This is a genomic window from Kocuria tytonicola (assembly GCF_003687455.1).
GTDB lineage: Bacteria > Actinomycetota > Actinomycetes > Actinomycetales > Micrococcaceae > Kocuria > Kocuria tytonicola.
Window position 1 is genome coordinate 1 of record NZ_PHOA01000012.1, and the last position, 17247, is coordinate 17247.

Consider the following 17247-nt stretch of genomic DNA (forward strand, 5'->3'; position numbering starts at 1 on the left):
CGGACAGGGAGGCACGACGTCGCCCACTCGCCCGTCCGCCCCCGCCCCGCGCGGACCGTCCGGCGGGCGGGACCCGAGAACGCGGGGCGGGGGCGGACGGGCGAGTGGGCGACGTCGTGCCTCCCTGTCCGTGGACGCGATCGTGGACACGGCGATCACCATGCTGGACCGGGACGGAGCCCAGCGGCTCACGCTGCGCAACCTGGCCGCGGAGCTCGACAGCGGCGTGGCGAGCCTCTACTGGTACGCGTCCGGCAAGGACGATCTGATGGCCATGGTCGCGGACGAGGTGCTGGGTCGTGCGCTGCACGAGTTCCAGGCCCTGCGGGAGGGCTCCAGGTGTGCGCCGGAGCAGTTCACGGACTTCGCGGCGCCCGCACCGGACGGGCGCACCAGCGCGGCCACCGCGGCGGCCCTCGCGGACCTGCGGTGCTTCTCGCTGTGCCTCTTCTCCCAGATGCTGGCCCACCGGTGGCTCGCGGCGCAGCTCGTCAACGCCGGCCCGGACGAGGAGAACGCGCTGCGCACGTGGGAGTGCACCGGGCAGATCCTGCAGCGCATGGAGCTCACCACGACGCAGCAGTTCCACGCGTCGCTCGCGGTCACCAACTACGCGTCCGGCATGGGGGCGGAGATCTCCCAGCGCCAGCAGCTGCGGGACGCCGCGAACGCGGAGGAGATGTTCCGCGAGCAGCTCGAGCGCTGGGACCACGCGAGCCCACGGGAGTTCCCGTTCGTGCACTCGATCCTCGGGGAGTTCCGCCGCCACGACGACCGCGCGGAGTACGTCGCGGGACTGGACCTGCTGCTGGCCGGGATCGAGCGGCAGACGTGGTCAGGCGGTACGGCGCCCTGAGCACCACCGCAGGGAGGGGATTTTCCGTACAGTGGTGTCCATGGTCGATATCGTCACGGTGTGCACCGGCAACATCTGCCGCTCCCCCATGGCCGAGGCCCTGCTCCGGGCCGAGGTGGAACGCGCGGGACTCGCGGACCGCGTCCGCGTGTCCTCCGCGGGTGTGAGCGACGAGGAGCACGGGCGCCCCGTGGACCCGCGCGCGCAGAGCGTGCTGACCCGCAACGGGCTGGAGCTGCCCGAGCACAGTGCCCACCGCATCACGGACGAGGAGCTCGCGGACGCGGACCTGCTGCTGGCCATGACGGACTCCCACCGGCGGCAGCTGCTGCAGCGCCTGAACTCGGCGGACGCCGGGAAGGTGCGGATGATGCGCAGCTTCGACCCCGAGGCCACCGGCACCGGCGAGGACCTGGACATCGCGGACCCCTGGTACGGCGGCTCGGAGGACTTCGCCACCGCGTGGGAGCAGATCCGTGCGGCCACCCCCGGGCTGGTCGCGTGGCTCCAGGAACGGGTGACCACCCGGTGATCGGACCCGAGGAGGGCTTCCAGGACGACGAGACCGCCCGTTTCCCGGACGGCGTCAACCTCGCGCGGCTGCTGCCGCCCATCACGCGCAAGCCGTGCATCGTGGGCATCGACGGCCGCTCCGGCGCGGGCAAAACCACGCTCACGGACCAGCTCGCGGAGGTGCTGCGCCGCTCGCACGACGTCGTCGTGTTCCGGCTGGAGGACCTCTACCCCGGGTGGGACGGCCTGGTCCGGGGCATGGGCATGTACTTCTCCGAGGTGCTCGAGCCCCTGCGGCGCGGTGCGGACGCCCACTGGACGGCGTGGGACTGGCTCACCAACGAGCCCGGCACCCCGCGTCTCACGCGCACGGCGGAGATCGTGCTCGTGGAGGGCGTGGGGGCGTGCCACCGGGAGGCCCGTGCCCTGCTCGACACCTCCGTCTGGGTGGAGCTGCCCACGGCGCAGCGCAGGCAGCGCGCGCTGGCCCGCGACGGCGGCGCCTACGACGCGCACTGGGACGAGTGGGCCGCGCAGGAGGCGGAGTACCTCGCCGGGGACCCCGTGTGGGAGGCCGCGGACATCATCCTCCCCGGGCCGTCCCTGGAGCCGTCCACCGCCCCGGAGCGCGAGACCCCGTGACACCCCGCGGCGCGCGAGCCACGGCCGTCATCATCTCCCCGCTCACCGGGCAGCCGCGGCTCGTGGATCCCACCCTGCCCCACGTGGGCCTGGAGGACCAGGCACTCACCCGCGGGGACGGCGTCTTCGAGACCCTGCACGTCCTGGACGGGGTGGCCTACAAGTTCGACGCCCACCACGCACGGCTGCGCGCCTCCGCGGCCGCCGCGGAGCTGCCCGCGCCGTCGGCGGCCACGTGCCGCACCGCGCTGGAGCTCGCCCTCCACGCCGCCGCGCCCGGTTCCCGTGACCCGTCGCGCGACCTCGGCGCGGAGCACGCCGTGAAGCTGACCGTGGCGCGCGGCACCCCGGACGGGGAGCCGTGGGCGTGGCTCACGGCCTCCCCCGTTCCCGGGGCCACGTTCGCGGCCCGCCGGGACGGCGTGTCCGTCCTGCTGCTGGAGCGCGGCCACGACCTCGCCGAGGACGCCGGGCTGCCGTGGCTGCTGCCCGGTGTGAAGACGCTCTCCTACGCCGTGAACATGGCGGCCGTGCGCCATGCCCGCAGCCGGGGCGCGCAGGACGCGGTGTTCGTGACGACCACGGACCGCCGGATCCTGGAGGGCGCCACGTCCTCCGTGGTCTGCGCCCGCGTCCGGGACGGCGACGCCGCTCCCACCCTGCTCACGCCCGAACCGTCCCGCGGCGTTCTCCCGGGCACCTCCCAGGCCCGGATCTTCGACGCCGCCCGGCGCCACGGCTGGGGTGTGGACTACGGACCCCTGCACCCCGAGGACCTCCTGACGGCGAGCGCCGTGTGGCTCACGTCCTCCGTGCGCCTGGCCGCACCCGTGACCTCGGTGGACGGTCACCCGGTGCCCACGGACGAGCGGCTCACGCGGACGCTCACGGACTTCCTGGTGGGCGCCTGATGCGGCTCGGCCCGCCGCTCACTGCCAGATGAACCGGTGCGTGCCCAGGGACATCGACACCGCCAGTGCCCCCACGGCGGTCAGCACCACGGCGGCGCCCACGAGCACGTCCACGCGGCCGTAGTGCAGCGTGCGCGCCCACGTGCGCGGGCCCGCGCCGAAGCCGCGGGCCTCCATGGTCATGGCGAGCCGCGTGGCCCGGCGCAGGGACTGCACGAGCAGCGTGAAGGCCTGGCCGCCGAACTCCCGCAGCGCGTTCCACGGTCCGCGTCCGCCGCCGGCCCCACGGGCCCGGCGGGCCGCCGCGAGCACACCCCACTCGGTGACCATGACCTCCACGAGTCGCAGGGCGGCGAGTGCCGCGAGCACGAACCGCGCGGGCAGCCGGAGCGTCTGCGCGAGACCGTCCGCGAGGTCCGTGGGATCGGTGGTCAGCAGCACGGTGATCCCGGGCAGAGCGATGGCCAGTCCGCGCAGGGCGATCGCGGCACCGGCCGCCAGCGACCCGGTGGTGATGCTCACCCACCCCACGTGCAGCAGCACGGGACCGCCCGCGGTGGAGAGCATCGCGGTGCCCCAGCCGCTGATCACGGCGGCCAGCACGACGGGCCACAGGGTGGTGAGAAGCCGCCACGGGCCCAGCCCCACGCCCGCGAGCAGCACGAGCTGGCCCGCGAGCGCCACGGCGTTGGTGACCGGGTCCGCGCTCACCACGATCACCAGGGTGATCAGCAGCGCCCCCAGCAGCTTGACCACGGGGTTGGCGCGCGCCAGGAACCCGGTGCGGGGCGCAAACATAGACGGTGCGGTGACGGTGCTCATGCGCCCAGCTCCAGTTCCTCGGCCGCGAGGGCGTCGATCAGGTCGCGGTCGTGGGTCACCGCGACCACCGCGGTTCCCCGGTCCAGCTCCGTGACGAGGAGGTCCACGAGCTCCTGCCACGTCCGCGCGTCCTGGCCGAACGTGGGTTCGTCCAGGATGAGCACGTCCGGCGCGGCCGCGAGCACCGTGGCCACGGACAGCCGCCGCTTCTGCCCCCCGGAGAGCGTGAAGGGGTTGGCGTCCGCGAGGTCCGCCAGGCGGAGGCGGTGCAATAGCTCTGCCACGCGAGCGGCGTCGTCCTCCGTCGCGGGCGGATCCGTGCGGTGCGCGACGCCGGCCCGGCGGCGCAGCTGCTCGGGACCGAACTCGAGCTCCTGCCGCACGGTGGGGCGCAGGAACTGGTGCTCGGGGTGCTGGAACACCGTGCCCACGCGGGCGACGAGCTCGCCGCCGTCCCACAGGGAGGGGTCCCGGGGGGCGTCCCCCGCCAGCCGGGCGCTGGCCCGGACCGTGCCGCGCACGGGCACGAGCAGCCCCGCGAGGGTCAGCGCCAGGGTGGACTTGCCCGCCCCGTTCACCCCGGTCACGGCCAGCGCGCGCCCCGCGCGCACGTCCAGCGAGATGTTCTCCGCGGCCACCGGCACGTCCGGCACGGCTGCGGGCTCCGGGGCCTCCTGTCCACGCCGCCACGCCGCCCGCGCACGACGTCGCCTGCGCGCCACCGCGCGCCGTGTGGGCTGCACGCGCGAGACCGCGAGGTCCCGCGCGCTCAGCAGCACCGCGCCGTCGGACGCCGCAGGGGTCGCAGCCGCGGTCGCAGTTGCAGTTGCAGTTGCAGTGACAGGAACTGTGGCAGGGGCCTCGACGGACGGGGCACGGGAGGCTGGGCCGGTGCCGGTGCCGGTGGCGGGGGCACGGCTGTCCGAGCGGTGCGCCGGCGGACGGGTCTCGGGGACCCAGCCGGGAACCCACGTGCCCTGCTCCTGCAGCAGGGCGCGGGCCTCGTGGAGGGTCTCGTGCGTGGGCCCGTCGAAGGCCACGCGGCCGTGCTCGTCCAGCACCACGACACGGTCCACCACGGATTCCCACAGGGCCACGCGGTGCTCCACGACCACCAGGGTGATCCCCTCGTCCCGCACGGCCCGGGCCACGGCGCCGCACAGCTCCTGGGCGCCCTGCCCGTCCACGCTCGCGGTGGGCTCGTCCAGCAGCAGCAGGCGCGGACGCATCGCGAGCACACCGGCGAGCGCGAGGCGCTGCTTCTGCCCGCCGGACAGCGCGGTGGTGGGGTGCTCGAGCGGCAGGTCCAGCCCCACGCGCTCCAGTGCGTCCCGCACGCGCGGCCAGATCTGCTCGCGTGGCACGGCCAGGTTCTCCAGCCCGAAGGCGACGTCGTCCCCCACGCGTGAGAGCACCACCTGCGTCTCGGGGTCCTGGTGCATGAACCCGACGGCGCCCCGGGCGTCCCGGGGGTCCGCCCCGTCCACGAGCACCTCGCCCGAGCCGGACTGGCCGTCCGGGTCCTGCTCCACCCCGGCGAGCGCCTGCAGCAGGGTGGACTTGCCCGCCCCCGAGGGGCCCAACAGCAGCACCCGCTCCCCCGGTGCCACGGTGGTGGTGACCTCGCTGAGGCTCGCGTCCTGCCGGCCGGGGTAGTGCCAGCCGAAACGGCGAAGCTCCACCGCCGCACCCGCGGGGACGGGCCCCGCCGCCGTCATCGGCGCGCGGCCCCGGACGCGAGGGCGCCCAGCACCCCGGTGGCCTGCAGCGCCCGCACCACGAACCACATCAGCGCGCCGGCGATCACGGCGCCGGAGAGCGTGGTGAGAACGGCGTAGACCACCTTCTGGTCCGTGGCCCACTCGTAGTTGTACATGATGTCCTCGCTCACACCGAGGAACAGCCCGGAGACGGCCCCGCCGAGGGTCGCGACCAGCAGCCCGAAGCGCCGGTACCCGGTGAGCAGGAACACGAGCTCCACGCCCAGGCCCTGCACGAGGCCCGAGATCACCACGGTCCAGCCGAAGTGCGTGCCCAGGAAGCCCTCCAGCACGGCGGCCAGCAACTCGCAGAACAGTGCGGCGCCGGGCTTGCGGATGATCAGCGCGCCGAGGGTGCCCGCCACGAGCCAGCCGCCCGAGATGAGACCGGCCGAGGGCGGGTACGCCACGGCGCTCGTGGCGACCACGGGGTACAGCAGGTTGGACCACATCCAGAAGATCACTGCGCACACCGCCGCCAGGACGGCGGCCACCACGATGTCCACCACCCGCCACGACTGCGTGCGGGGCCCCCGGCCCGGGGACGTGCGTGCGGTGGTGCTGCGTACCTGCGTCATGAAGATCCTCCTGAAGACTCCAGGAGGGGAGGGACTGCGGACGCCCGTGCGTCCGTGCCCCTGAGATGCTCGACTCCCTAGCGCCGGTATGAACCGGATCAGGTTCGAGGGTCTGCGCTCGCGCGCACTCTCAGCGCCGCTGCGGCGCTCCCCTGTCGTTGAGCCCCCAGTCTAGACGACGCGCAGCCGGGTACGCGGGGTACCCGGCCGTGCGGCGTCGTGCGGTGCGGGCCGTAGCCCGGGGGCCGCGGTCACGCGGATCAGATCTCGGTCTGCGAGGTCTTCGCGGAGTCGTTGTCCTCGGACTGCATCTTGGCCACCTGGCGGGAGATGCCCACCTTGATGACGGTGCCCACCAGGCCCGTGAGCAGGGACCAGAGGATGATGTCCCGCCAGGCCTCGTCCTCGTCCGGGTTCTTGGCGGGGGGCTCGTTGCCCGTGACCTTCTTCCAGACCACGGTCAGCGCCTTGTTGGACAGGGCCACACCGCCCAGGGAAGCGGCCGTGCCGAGCAGGTCCATCGCCTTGTTCATGGGTTTCTCCTTGGTTCTCGTGAGTGCCGCCGGCGCAGGGTGGGCGACGGCGTCGTGTTCCTACCCCAGCATACGAACCTCGGCGCGTGGCCGGGGACACCGCTGCGGGGGAGGCGGCAGGATGCCACCCTCAGCCGGACTCGTCCCCGGCGCGCGCCACGACGTCCCGCAGCTCGTCCGCCACGAGGTTCTCCTCGTGCAGGTGCTTGGAACGGTACGCGGCGCGGCCCACCATGTGCGCGGACACCGGAACGGTCAGCAGCTGGAAGATCCACGCGAGGACCAGCAGCGGGACCATCCGGGGCTCTCCGCTCTCCAGTGCCACCGCAGTGAGCAGCAGGAGCAGCCCGAAGACCTGGGGCTTGGTCCCCGCGTGCATGCGCGAGAGCAGGTCGGGGAAGCGCACCAGACCCACCGCGGCCGCCAGGGACATGAAGGATCCCACCACCAGGCACACGAGCGCCACGACGTCCACCACGGTCTGCCAGTTCACGAGCGGTCCAGTCCCACGTTGCGCGCGACCGTCACGGAGCCCAGGAAGCCCACGAGGGAGACGATCACCAGCAGCACGATGTTGTCGGTGTGGTGGTGGTAGACCATCTCCACGGCGAGCGCCGCGCCCACGATGGCGAGCAGCACGTCCGTGGCGATGACCCGGTCCAGCAGCGAGGGCCCCTTGGCCAGGCGGTAGAGGGTGCCCGCGGCGGCGAGCGCCAGGATGACGCCGCACACCCACACGGCCACGTCGAACACGGTCATGAGCGCTCCTCTCCTGGGCCGTCCCCGGCCTCCTGCATGTTCTCGGTGGGGGACTCCACCGCGCCCGAGGCCTCCGTGCGCCCCGGGTCCCCCTTCACGGGCAGCAGCGCGAGGTCCTCCCGGGAGCCCATGATCCGGATCCAGGCCGCCTCGGTGTCCAGGACGGAGCGGCGGAAGGCCTCCGCGTGCGCCGGTGTGGCGATGTTCAGGACGTGGAAGTAGAGGATGCCGTTCCCCCGGTCCACCTCCACCACGAGGGACCCGGGGATCAGCGCCATGGTGTGCCCCACGGCGGTCATCAGGAGGTCGTTGTTCTGGCGCAGCCGGATCCCCAGCACGGCGTTGCGCACCCGGGGTCCCTTCCGCAGGGCCACCAGGAACACCACCAGGCTGGCCTTGGCCACCTGCCAGACGAACGTGACCACGAACAGCGCGAAGTGCACCACGTTGAACCTGCCCGAGAGCCGGACGGGTGGCAGCACCAGCAGGCGCGTGACCAGCAGGGCCAGGATCAGCCCGAAGACCAGGTTGCCGGGGCTCCAGTCCCCCCACAGTGCGCCCCAGACCACCACGAGCCACAGGATGAGGGGCAGCTCGGCGCGCAGGGAGTTGCGGGACTGCCGGCGGACGGCGGACGTGCTCACGGGGCCTCCTCGCTCACGCCACCCTCGCCCACGGGGGCGAGCACGGCCTCGGTGTAGCGGTCGGGGTGCACGAGGTTGTCGGCGGCGCTGCCCGCGAGGTCGAAGAGCGGCCCCGCGAGGACGGTGAGGGCCACGCCCACCGCCACGAGCGCCGTCGTGGCACCCACCATGGTCTTGGGGAGCAGGACCACGGGGGCCGCGCCCGAGAACCTGCTGCCGGGCTTGCCCGCGACCACCCGCGAGGTGCGCGGCCGGTGGCCCTGCGCCGTGGTGGCGCGCAGCACGGGGTCCGGGTACTCGGCGTCGTCCACGCGGCGCAGGAACACGCGGTTCCACACGCGCACCAGTGCCATGAGCGTGAGCAGCGAGACCAGGACGGACACCCCCACCAGGAGGTAGTCCAGCCACGTGCCGCTGCTGATGCCCGCCTCGAGCAGACCCACCTTGCCCAGGAACCCGGAGAACGGGGGGATCCCCCCGAGGTTCAGCGCCGGGATCAGGTAGAGCACTCCCAGCAGGGGCGAGATCTTCAGCAGCCCCGCGAGCCGGTCCACGTTGGTGGAGCCGCCGCGCCGCTCGATCAGCCCCGCCACGAGGAACAGACTGGTCTGGATCACGATGTGGTGCGCGATGTAGTAGACCACCGCGGCCAGCGCCTGCGGGGTGCCCACCGCGATGCCGAAGATCATGTAGCCGATGTGGCTGATGAGCGTGAACGAGAGCATGCGCTTGATGTCGATCTGGGCGAGAGCACCCAGGATGCCCACCAGCATGGTCAGCAGGGCCACCCACATGAGCAGGTCGTTGATCTGGCGTCCCGGGAACAGCAGGGTCTCGGTGCGGATGATCGAGTAGACGCCCACCTTGGTCAGCAGTCCCGCGAACACCGCGGTCACGGGAGCGGACGCCGTGGGGTAGGAGTCCGGCAGCCAGAAGGAGAGCGGGAAGACCGCCGCCTTGACCCCGAAGGCGATGAGCAGCATCAGGTGCAGCTGCATCTGCGTGCCCTGCGGCAGGTCCGCGAGCTTCACGGAGAGGTCCGCCATGTTCACGGTTCCCGTGGCGCCGTAGATCATCCCGAGCGAGATCAGGAACAGGATCGAGGAGATCACCGAGACCACCACGTACGTGACGCCCGCCCGGATGCGCTGCGCCGTGCCACCCATGGTGAGCAGCACGTAGGACGCGGTCAGCAGGATCTCGAATCCCACGTAGAGGTTGAAGAGGTCCCCCGCGAGGAACGCGTTGGACACCCCGGCCACGAGCAGCAGGAACGTGGGGTAGAAGATCGAGATGGGGCCCTCGTCGTCCCCGCCGGCCACACCCTCGCTCACCGCGTAGACGAGCACCGTGAGGGAGACGACCACCGAGACCACGAGCATCAGGGCGGAGAGCTGGTCCACCACCATCACGATTCCGTACGGCGCGGCCCAGCCCCCCAGGTGCACGGCCTGCGGCCCCTGGTTCCACACGTCCGCGAGCATGAGCGCGTTGAGCACGAGCGTGAGCACCATGGTGCCCACGGTGACGGTGCGCTGGAGCCTGTTGCGGTGGACCACCACGAAGTTCACGGCCGCGCCCACGAACGGGATCAGCACGGCGAGCGGTGCGAGCTGCGCTAGATCAGTGCTCATGGGTGCTCCTCCCGTCGTCCCGCTGCCGCTTCTCGACCCTGTGGTGACCCGGCGACTCCGTGGCCTCCTCGGCGTTGTGCCGGGACGGGGTGAACCGCGCGTCACCGTGGCTGAACTCGGAGGTGTCCTGCGGCATGGCGTCGTCGTCCTCGGCGTCGTAGGAGGACTGCTGGGCCACGCGACGGTCCTCGAGGTCGTCCTGGATCTCGTCCCGGCGGGCGAGGACCCACGAGCGCCAGATCATGCTCAGCAGGAACGCGGTGGTGGCCAGCGAGATCACGATCGACGTGAGCACGAGCGCCTGCGGCAGGGGGTCCGAGTACTCTGAGCCGCCCAGTGATTTGTCGTAGAGCGGCGCGGCGCCGGGCACTCCGCTCGTGTGCAGGATCAGCAGGTTCGCACCGTTGGTGAGCAGCATGAGCCCCAGCAGGACGCGGGTGAGGGAGCGCTCCAGCAGGAGGTAGACCCCCACGGAGAACAGCACGCCCATCACCACGAGCATGGTCAGGTTCACGGTCACTGCCGCACCTCCGAGACTTCGTCGCCGGAGACCATGGAGCCCTCCGGGACATCGGGATCGTCGGAACGCCGGGCGGTCATCGTGGCCCCGCTGCGGGTCAGGCGGATCCTGGAGCCACGGCCCGAGCGCTGCCTCTCCCGGTCCACGGCGGAGCGCTCGATCCGCTCGTCGATGCGGCCGCCCAGGGAGCGCAGGATGTCCAGCACCAGGCCCACCACGATCAGGTACACGCCCACGTCGAAGATCAGGGCCGTGACGAACTTGACGTGTCCGAACAGCGGCAGGTCCCACTCGAACGTGTGGCTCTCCATCACCGCCCCGCCGAAGAGCACGGGCGCCACGGCGTAGAGGGAGGCGATGCCCAGACCGGCCCCGAGCATCCAGCCCGCGTTGACGGGAGTGGCCCGCTCGAGCTCGTAGCGGCCGCCGGCCAGGTAGCGCAGGGTCAGGGCGAGCGAGGCCATGAGACCGCCGGCGAATCCACCCCCGGGGTCGTTGTGCCCGGCGAGCAGCAGGTACAGGGAGACGATCATGAACGTGTGGAACAGCAGCCGGGCGACCACCTCGAACACGATGGAGCGCCGTTCCGGTGCCAGGGTGCGTCCGGCCAGCAGGAACGGGTCTGCATCCGGGCGGGACGTGAAGCGCCGGGCCACCTCGATCTCCTGGGTCCTGGCCTGCGGCGAGTGGGCCGCGGAGTCCGCGCCCCGCAGGGCCTTGAGTTGACGCGAGTCCAGCAGGTGGCGCTCGCTGCGCAACCGGTCCCCTCGGCCCTTCACGAAGATCAGGGAGGCGATGCCGGTGGCCGCCACGGTCAGCACGGAGATCTCCCCCATGGTGTCCCACGCGCGGATGTCCACGAGGATCACGTTGACCACGTTCTCCCCGTGACCCAGCTCGTATGCCATCCGGGGCATGTCCAGGGAGATCCGCTCGGCCGTGCGGGAGGACAGGGAGAACACCGCGAGGGCCATCATGAACAGCCCGAAGACCACGGCGAACACGGCCCGGAACACACGGTGGCCGGCTTTGCGCCGGTTCCACAGGGGGCCGGGCAGGGAGCGCAGGGCCAGCACGAAGGCCACCAGGGAGATGGTCTCCACGAGCATCTGGGTCAGGGCCAGGTCCGGCGCGCCGTGCAGCGCGAACATCAGGGCCAGGCCGTAGCCGGTCACGGATACCAGCAGCACGGCCAGGAACCGCTTGCCGGCCGTGAGCGCCAGCAGGGCGGCGGCGACCATCACGATCCCGGTGACCACCTGCGCCGGCGAGTCCCCGTACCGGAACCCGGCCAGCGGCGGGGTCTCGTACCAGAACAGCGCCACGAGCGGCACCACGATCGCGGTCACGAGGATCACGGACAGGTAGAACATGAGCGAACCGCGCTGGGTGCGGCCGGTGAGCCACACGGCCACGATGTCCAGCACGTTGATGATCCGGCGGTACACGTAGTCCCCGGTGGGCAGGGACGGCAGCCGCTTCTGGAGCTCGGAGACCGGGCGCCGGGCCGCGTGCAGCAGCGCGCCCGCCGCGATGATCAGGGCGGAGAGCCCGAGCGCCGGGGTGAGTCCGTGCCACAGCTCGAGGTGGACGTGAGCGTCCTCCGCGTGCGGGAACAGCTCCTGGTAGGGAGCGATGCCCGCCTCCAGCGGTGCAGGGTGCAGCCCCAGCACCACGGTGGCGGCCGCCAGGACCATGGGGGCCAGGAGGAACCCCCAGGGCGCGGGCGTGAACTCGCTGATCACGGACTGGCCGTCCGGAGCGGCGTCGAGCTCGGAGAAGCGGGCGGACTTGCGGGCGAAACCGCCCCACAGGAAGCGGGCGCTGTAGGCGAACGTGAGCACGGAACCCACCACGGCGCACACGAGTGCCGCGAGACCCGCCGGCTCGGAGACCTCCTCGAGGAAGGCCGTGATCACGGCCTCCTTGGCCACGAAACCCAGCAGCGGGGGAAGGCCCGCCATGGACGCGGCACCGATCACGGCCACCGTGAACAGCTTGGGGGCCTGACGCCCCACCCCGGACAGCCTGCGGATGTCACGGGTGCCGGCCTGGTGGTCGATCACGCCCACGCTCAGGAACAGCGTGGCCTTGAACAGCCCGTGGGCCATGACCATGCCCATGCCCGCCATGGCGGTGTCCGGGGTGCCGAAGGCGACCACGGACGTGATGAAGCCCAGCTGGCTCACCGTGCCGTAGGCGAGGATGAGCTTGAGGTCGTACTGCCGCAGCGCCACCCAGCCGCCGAAGACCATGGTCCCCAGGCCCAGCGTGAGGGTCACGGGCAGCCAGTACGTGGTCCCGGAGAACCCCGGGGCCAGCCGCGCCACCAGGTAGATGCCTGCCTTCACCATGGCCGCGGCGTGCAGGTAGGCGGACACGGGGGTGGGCGCGGCCATGGCTGCGGGGAGCCAGAAGTGGGTGGGGAACAGCGCGGACTTGGTCACCACGCCCGCGAGCACGAGCACCACGGCCACGTCCACGGTGGTGGAGCCCAGCATCTCGGGGGCCGCCTCCAGCACGCCCGAGATCCGGTAGGTCCCCGCCTCGTGCCCGAGCATCAGCAGCCCCACGAGCATCGCGAGCCCGCCCGCGGTGGTGATCACGAGCGCCTGCAGCGCGGCACGGCGCGCGGCGAGCTTGGTGCGGGAGTAGGAGATCAGCAGGAAGGAGAGCACCGAGGTGATCTCCCAGAAGATGAACAGCACCATGAGGTCGTCCGCGGTGACCAGCCCGAACATCGCACCGGCGAAGGCCACGAGCTGCGCCGCGAAGGGGCCGATGCCCTCGGCGTCCGCCTTGAAGTAGCGCGCGCAGTACGCGAGCACCAGGGTCCCCACACCCAGCACCAGCAGGCACATCATGTAGGCCAGCGCGTCCATGCGGAAGGACAGGGTGATGTCCAGCTGGGGGATCCACTCGAAGGTGGTGGACCAGGCGCCCTCGGGGCCGTAGACGCGGGACGTGCTGAGGCAGAGCCACACGAGGCCCGCCAGCGGCGCCAGGGCCACCACGTAGAACCCCGAGCGACCGGTGCGCCGGATGATCGAGGGTGCGAGCAGCGCGGCGATCCCGTGGAGGAGCAGCACCGGGATCATGGATCCTGCCTTTCGGGCCGCTGGGAACGCCCCGTGCCCCGGGCAGGGCGCAGTGGCGGTCGAGGGGAAGTGGGGAGGGCGAGCAGAGACCCCATCGTAACAAAGCAGACTGTTGACACGTCCCCGCCCCTTCCGCCGGGGGCGGTTCGCGCGCCCGGGTGCTGATGTGGTGCCTCTGGGACACGGGCACCTCCGCCTACAACTCCGTGATGCTCACGTTCGTGTTCACGGTCTACCTCACGAGCTCGGCGTTCGGCTCCCCCGAGTACACCTCCACGGTGCTCAGCGCCGCCATGGCGGTGGCGGGGTTCGTGATCGCCCTGACCGCTCCGATCGTGGGCCAGCGCGGGGACACCCCGCGCTCCCGCGCGCGCTTCCTCACGGTCAACTCGTGGGTGCTCGTGCTGTGCACGGGCCTCGCGTTCCTCACGCGCCCGGAACCCGCGTACCTCTACCTGGGCGTGGGCCTCGTGGCCGTGGGCAGTGTGGCCCAGGAGTTCGCCACGGTGGGCTACAACTCCATGCTCCCCGCCCTCGCCGGCCCCGCACGCATGGGCAAGGTCTCCGGCTGGGGCTGGGGCGCGGGCTACGTGGGCGGGATCTTCGCGCTGGCCTTCGTGCTCTTCGGCTTCGTCACACCCGGCTTCCTCGGCATTCCCACGGACGACGCCCTGAACTACCGCGCCGTGGCCCTGTTCAGCGCCGTCTGGATCCTGGTCTTCTCCCTCCCCCTCATGGTCACCGCCCGTTCCATGCCGTTCCGATCATACGACGGCGCCGTGCACGGGCCCTCCCCCGCGGCCCCTCCCACCCTGGGGGGACTCGCGGGCCCGCCGCTGCCCGCCCCCGAGGCGCCCGCGCACCGCGGGGGGATCCTCGGGGCCTACCGCGAGCTGTTCGCCACGATCGCCTCGCTGTGGCGGGTCTGCCGCGCCACCGTGTTCTTCCTGCTCTCCTCCGCCGTCTACCGGGACGGGCTCGCCGGCGTCTTCACGTTCGGCGGGGTGCTCGCGGCCGGCACCTTCGGCTTCTCCCTCACGGAGGTCATCGTCTTCGCCGTCGCGGCGAACCTCATCGCGGCCCTCGGCGCGTTCGTGGGCGGCGCGCTCGACGACGCCCTGGGCCCCCGGGCGGTCATCACCGGTTCCCTCGTGGGCATCATGGTGGCCGGCGTGGTGCTGCTGTTCTGGACCGGCAAGCCCGCGTTCTGGGTGTGCGGGCTGGCTCTGTGCCTGTTCGTGGGACCGGCCCAGGCGGCGTCGCGCACGTACCTGGGGCGGCTCATCCCGCCCGGGCGGGACGGCGAGATCTACGGGCTGTACGCCACCACGGGACGCGCCGTGAGCTTCATGGCGCCGGGACTGTTCGGGCTGTTCGTCTCTCTGCTGGGGGCCCAGATCTGGGGGATCCTGGGCATCCTGGTGGTGGTGGGCGTGGGGCTCGCGCTGCTGCTGCTCACGCCCAGGCCGCCGGAGGGGCTGACCACCACCCGCGTGTGACGCGGCGTGGCTACTCGATGACCGTGCGGTGGAAGTTCACGTGGCTGCGCGAGGCCGTGGGGCCGCGCTGACCCTGGTACCGGTTGCCGTACGCGCCGCTGCCGTAGGGGTGCTCCGCGGCGGAGGAGAGCTGGAAGAAGCACAGCTGCCCCACCTTGGAGCCCGGCCACAGCTTGATCGGCAGGGTGGCCATGTTGGACAGCTCCAGGGTCACGTGGCCGAAGAAGCCGGGGTCGATGAACCCCGCCGTGGAGTGCGTGAGCAGGCCCAGCCGCCCCAGGGAGGACTTCCCCTCGAGGCGCGCCGCCACGTCCTCCGGCAGGGTGACCTTCTCGTAGGTGGCCCCCAGCACGAACTCCCCGGGGTGCAGCACGAACGGCTCGTCCGGGGCCACCTCCACGAGCCGCGTCAGCCCGGGCTGCTCCTGCTCGGGGTCGATGTGCGCGTACTTGTGGTTGTCGAAGAGCCGGAACCAGCGGTCCAGGCGCACGTCCACGCTCGCGGGCTGGATCATGGCCGGGTCGTACGGCTCCAGGCGCACGCGTCCGGAGTCCAGCTGGCGGCGGATGTCGCGGTCGGAGATGAGCACGTGACCACGGTAGTCCACGGCCGGGGCGGATCGGCGGGGCGGCGCATCGTGTTGTACAGTGGTGGGCGTTCCATCGGGTGCCGGTTTCGAGCCGACGCCGTGACGGAGCAGTGCGGCTGTAGCTCAATGGTAGAGCGCACGCTTCCCAAGCCTGATACGCGGGTTCGATTCCCGTCAGCCGCTCCACGCACCACGCCCCGGGCACCCGCAGAGGTCCCGGGGCGTTTGCGTGCCGGACCCCGTGCCGTTGGGCGCCCCGCCCCGCTGCACTCCTCGGCGGCCAGCACCCGCCATGGAACCGGACCACACCTCGCACCAGGAGCACCCATGCTGCGCACCATGTTCACCGGCAAGATCCACCGCGCCACCGTGACCCAGGCGGACCTGCACTACGTGGGGTCCGTGACCGTGGACCAGGACCTGCTGGACGCCGCGAACATCCTCCCGGGAGAGCTCGTCTCCATCGTGGACATCACCAACGGCGCCCGGCTGGAGACCTACACGATCGCCGGAGAGCGCGGCAGCGGCGTGCTGGGCATCAACGGCGCCGCCGCGCACCTGGTGCACCCCGGGGACCTCGTGATCCTGATCGCCTACGCCCTCATGGACACCGCTGAGGCCCGTTCCCACGAACCCCACGTGGTGCACGTGGACGAGCGCAACCGGATCGTGGCCCTGGGCTCGGACCCGGCGGACGCGGTGGTCGGGGACATGGTGCGCCCGCCGCACGCCCGGGACCACGACGCCGCCCGGGAGGACTCCGCCGTCGACGGCGTCTGACGCGCCGCTCACCCTGCGGGCCGGGACCCGCGGTCCGGTGTTCCCGTGCCCAGGGCCCGGCCCCCTCCCCGGGGCCGCTCGTGGCAGACCACCGACCAGCACCGCCGACCCGAGGAGCGCGTCCATGGCAGGTGTGCTGTCCGGCTTCTTCATCGTGTGGGCCGTGATCGGGCTGGGATACCTGGTGGGACGCACGGGGGTGCTCGGCGCGGACGCCCAGCAGGTGCTGTCCCGGCTGGCGTTCTACGTGGGCTCCCCGCCGCTGCTGTTCACCACGCTGGCCCAGGCGGACGTCCGCCACGTCTTCTCCGCTCCGCTCCTGGTGGCCGCGGGGTCCGCATGGCTCACGATGCTCGCGTACGGGCTGCTCTCCCGGTTCGTGCTCGCACGGGACGCCTCCACCGTGGTCATGGGCGCGCAGGCCGCCGGGCAGGTCAACGCGGCGAACCTCGGGATCCCCATCGCGCTGTTCGTGCTGGGGGACGCCTCCCGGGTGGCACCCGTGATGCTGTTCCAGCTGGCGCTGAACACACCTCTGTACCTGACCGTGATGGACACGCTCACGGGCGGGCACCGGCCCACCGTGGGCTCCGTGCTGCGCGGCATCGGGAGCAATCCGCTGATCGTGGGCTCGGCCCTCGGCATCATGTCCTCCACCACGGCCCTGACCCCGCCGGACCTCGTGATGGAACCCGTGCGGATCGTGGCCGGCGCCGCCGTGCCCGCCATGCTGATCGCCTTCGGCATCTCCCTCGTGGGCACCCGCCCCCTCTCCGTGCGCGGCGCCCGCGCGGACACGCTCCTGGCCACGGGCGCCAAGGTGGTGCTCCACCCCCTGCTGGCCCTCGTGCTCGCACGGGTGCTCGGGCTCGAGGGGTCGGCTCTGTACGCGGCCGTGGTCATGGGATCGCTGCCCACGGCGCAGAACCTCTACGTGGCGGCCGTGCGCTACGACCGCGCCACCACGGTGTGCCGCGACACCGTCCTGCTCACCACCGTGACCTCCGTGCTGAGCATGACGGTGGTCGCTGTCTTCCTGTCCTGAGCGCCGAGTCACACGGCAGACGTGACGCACACCACCCGTAGACTGTGCAGATGCTGAATCGACC

18 protein-coding genes, 1 tRNA gene and 1 riboswitch are annotated in these 17247 nt (G+C 72.0%); of the genes, 8 read left to right on the forward strand and 11 right to left on the reverse strand.

Annotation, left to right across the window (positions count from 1 at the left end; genetic code table 11):
* The first annotated feature begins 142 nt into the window (after positions 1 to 142).
* Genes CWC38_RS02865 through CWC38_RS02880 form a run of 4 tightly spaced genes read left to right on the forward strand, consistent with a single transcriptional unit; the run spans position 143 to position 2922 of the window.
* Positions 143 to 856: a TetR/AcrR family transcriptional regulator gene (locus CWC38_RS02865; protein ID WP_121845358.1), complete on the forward strand. Its 714-nt coding sequence runs from the start codon at positions 143 to 145 to the stop codon at positions 854 to 856.
* A 40-nt stretch (positions 857 to 896) separates the two neighbouring features.
* A complete protein-coding gene (locus tag CWC38_RS02870) occupies positions 897 to 1388 on the forward strand; it encodes a low molecular weight protein-tyrosine-phosphatase (RefSeq protein ID WP_121845359.1) in 492 nt (163 codons plus the stop codon).
* Positions 1385 to 2011 (forward strand): uridine kinase family protein, encoded by a 627-nt coding sequence (locus CWC38_RS02875; RefSeq protein WP_121845326.1) that lies wholly within the window; start codon positions 1385 to 1387, stop codon positions 2009 to 2011. Before CWC38_RS02870 ends, CWC38_RS02875 begins: the two co-directional genes overlap by 4 nt.
* Positions 2008 to 2922 (forward strand): aminotransferase class IV, encoded by a 915-nt coding sequence (locus CWC38_RS02880; protein WP_121845327.1) that lies wholly within the window; start codon positions 2008 to 2010, stop codon positions 2920 to 2922. The genes CWC38_RS02875 and CWC38_RS02880 overlap by 4 nt, the downstream gene beginning before the upstream one ends.
* Positions 2923 to 2940: 18 nt before the next feature.
* Here CWC38_RS02880 and CWC38_RS02885 read toward each other — a convergent pair whose 3' ends face one another.
* The 10 genes from CWC38_RS02885 to CWC38_RS02930 all read right to left on the reverse strand — a co-directional run bounded on the left by CWC38_RS02885 (position 2941) and on the right by CWC38_RS02930 (position 13270).
* Complete coding sequence (locus tag CWC38_RS02885; RefSeq protein WP_121845328.1) at positions 2941 to 3744, reverse strand: energy-coupling factor transporter transmembrane component T family protein; 804 nt, start codon at positions 3742 to 3744, stop codon at positions 2941 to 2943.
* Positions 3741 to 5462, reverse strand: a complete 1722-nt coding sequence (locus tag CWC38_RS02890) for an ABC transporter ATP-binding protein (RefSeq protein WP_121845329.1) — start codon at positions 5460 to 5462, stop codon at positions 3741 to 3743. Before CWC38_RS02890 ends, CWC38_RS02885 begins: the two co-directional genes overlap by 4 nt.
* A complete protein-coding gene (locus CWC38_RS02895; protein ID WP_121845330.1) occupies positions 5459 to 6082 on the reverse strand; it encodes an ECF transporter S component in 624 nt (207 codons plus the stop codon). Before CWC38_RS02895 ends, CWC38_RS02890 begins: the two co-directional genes overlap by 4 nt.
* 57 nt (positions 6083 to 6139) lie before the next feature.
* A riboswitch (TPP riboswitch) is annotated at positions 6140 to 6246 on the reverse strand.
* Positions 6247 to 6342: 96 nt separating this feature from the next.
* Complete coding sequence (locus CWC38_RS02900) at positions 6343 to 6615, reverse strand: DUF4235 domain-containing protein (protein WP_121845331.1); 273 nt, start codon at positions 6613 to 6615, stop codon at positions 6343 to 6345.
* 130 nt (positions 6616 to 6745) lie between these two features.
* Positions 6746 to 7108, reverse strand: coding sequence for a monovalent cation/H(+) antiporter subunit G (gene mnhG, locus CWC38_RS02905; protein WP_121845332.1), 363 nt, complete (start codon positions 7106 to 7108; stop codon positions 6746 to 6748).
* Positions 7105 to 7374, reverse strand: a complete 270-nt coding sequence (locus tag CWC38_RS02910) for an MrpF/PhaF family protein (protein WP_121845333.1) — start codon at positions 7372 to 7374, stop codon at positions 7105 to 7107. Before CWC38_RS02910 ends, mnhG begins: the two co-directional genes overlap by 4 nt.
* Positions 7371 to 8018 (reverse strand): Na+/H+ antiporter subunit E, encoded by a 648-nt coding sequence (locus CWC38_RS02915; RefSeq protein WP_121845334.1) that lies wholly within the window; start codon positions 8016 to 8018, stop codon positions 7371 to 7373. The genes CWC38_RS02910 and CWC38_RS02915 overlap by 4 nt, the downstream gene beginning before the upstream one ends.
* The gene (locus CWC38_RS02920) at positions 8015 to 9652 is read right to left on the reverse strand and encodes a Na+/H+ antiporter subunit D (protein WP_121845335.1); all 1638 of its coding nucleotides are present in this window, start codon (positions 9650 to 9652) and stop codon (positions 8015 to 8017) included. Before CWC38_RS02920 ends, CWC38_RS02915 begins: the two co-directional genes overlap by 4 nt.
* Complete coding sequence (locus tag CWC38_RS02925) at positions 9642 to 10172, reverse strand: Na(+)/H(+) antiporter subunit C (protein WP_121845336.1); 531 nt, start codon at positions 10170 to 10172, stop codon at positions 9642 to 9644. The genes CWC38_RS02920 and CWC38_RS02925 overlap by 11 nt, the downstream gene beginning before the upstream one ends.
* Positions 10169 to 13270, reverse strand: a complete 3102-nt coding sequence (locus tag CWC38_RS02930; RefSeq protein WP_121845337.1) for a Na+/H+ antiporter subunit A — start codon at positions 13268 to 13270, stop codon at positions 10169 to 10171. The genes CWC38_RS02925 and CWC38_RS02930 overlap by 4 nt, the downstream gene beginning before the upstream one ends.
* A gap of 164 nt (positions 13271 to 13434) precedes the next feature.
* Between CWC38_RS02930 and CWC38_RS02935 the strand changes: the two genes are divergently transcribed.
* Positions 13435 to 14769 carry an MFS transporter gene (locus CWC38_RS02935; RefSeq protein ID WP_121845338.1) on the forward strand — a complete coding sequence of 445 codons (1335 nt, stop codon included), beginning with the start codon at positions 13435 to 13437 and terminating at the stop codon, positions 14767 to 14769.
* A gap of 10 nt (positions 14770 to 14779) precedes the next feature.
* On the opposite strand, the gene dcd is transcribed toward CWC38_RS02935, so the two are convergent.
* Positions 14780 to 15358, reverse strand: coding sequence for a dCTP deaminase (gene dcd / locus CWC38_RS02940; protein ID WP_121845360.1), 579 nt, complete (start codon positions 15356 to 15358; stop codon positions 14780 to 14782).
* 112 nt (positions 15359 to 15470) lie between these two features.
* Here dcd and CWC38_RS02945 point away from each other — a divergent pair.
* From CWC38_RS02945 to CWC38_RS02955, 3 genes are all read left to right on the forward strand, one after another.
* A tRNA-Gly gene (locus CWC38_RS02945) sits at positions 15471 to 15544 on the forward strand.
* A 141-nt stretch (positions 15545 to 15685) separates the two neighbouring features.
* Positions 15686 to 16138 carry an aspartate 1-decarboxylase gene (panD, locus tag CWC38_RS02950; RefSeq protein WP_121845339.1) on the forward strand — a complete coding sequence of 151 codons (453 nt, stop codon included), beginning with the start codon at positions 15686 to 15688 and terminating at the stop codon, positions 16136 to 16138.
* A gap of 124 nt (positions 16139 to 16262) precedes the next feature.
* Positions 16263 to 17183 carry an AEC family transporter gene (locus tag CWC38_RS02955; protein ID WP_121845340.1) on the forward strand — a complete coding sequence of 307 codons (921 nt, stop codon included), beginning with the start codon at positions 16263 to 16265 and terminating at the stop codon, positions 17181 to 17183.
* Positions 17184 to 17247: the final 64 nt, after the last annotated feature.

Bases quoted from the DNA above. Each gene is read 5' to 3' on its own strand.
- CWC38_RS02870 (WP_121845359.1), top strand. From the start codon at position 897: ATGGTCGATATCGTCACGGTGTGCACCGGCAACATCTGCCGCTCCCCC.
- CWC38_RS02885 (WP_121845328.1), bottom strand. From the start codon at position 3,744: ATGAGCACCGTCACCGCACCGTCTATGTTTGCGCCCCGCACCGGGTTC.
- CWC38_RS02890 (WP_121845329.1), bottom strand. From the start codon at position 5,462: ATGACGGCGGCGGGGCCCGTCCCCGCGGGTGCGGCGGTGGAGCTTCGC.
- CWC38_RS02895 (WP_121845330.1), bottom strand. From the start codon at position 6,082: ATGACGCAGGTACGCAGCACCACCGCACGCACGTCCCCGGGCCGGGGG.
- CWC38_RS02900 (WP_121845331.1), bottom strand. From the start codon at position 6,615: ATGAACAAGGCGATGGACCTGCTCGGCACGGCCGCTTCCCTGGGCGGT.
- CWC38_RS02910 (WP_121845333.1), bottom strand. From the start codon at position 7,374: ATGACCGTGTTCGACGTGGCCGTGTGGGTGTGCGGCGTCATCCTGGCG.
- CWC38_RS02920 (WP_121845335.1), bottom strand. From the start codon at position 9,652: ATGAGCACTGATCTAGCGCAGCTCGCACCGCTCGCCGTGCTGATCCCG.
- CWC38_RS02930 (WP_121845337.1), bottom strand. From the start codon at position 13,270: ATGATCCCGGTGCTGCTCCTCCACGGGATCGCCGCGCTGCTCGCACCC.
- CWC38_RS02935 (WP_121845338.1), top strand. From the start codon at position 13,435: ATGTGGTGCCTCTGGGACACGGGCACCTCCGCCTACAACTCCGTGATG.
- panD (WP_121845339.1), top strand. From the start codon at position 15,686: ATGCTGCGCACCATGTTCACCGGCAAGATCCACCGCGCCACCGTGACC.
- CWC38_RS02955 (WP_121845340.1), top strand. From the start codon at position 16,263: ATGGCAGGTGTGCTGTCCGGCTTCTTCATCGTGTGGGCCGTGATCGGG.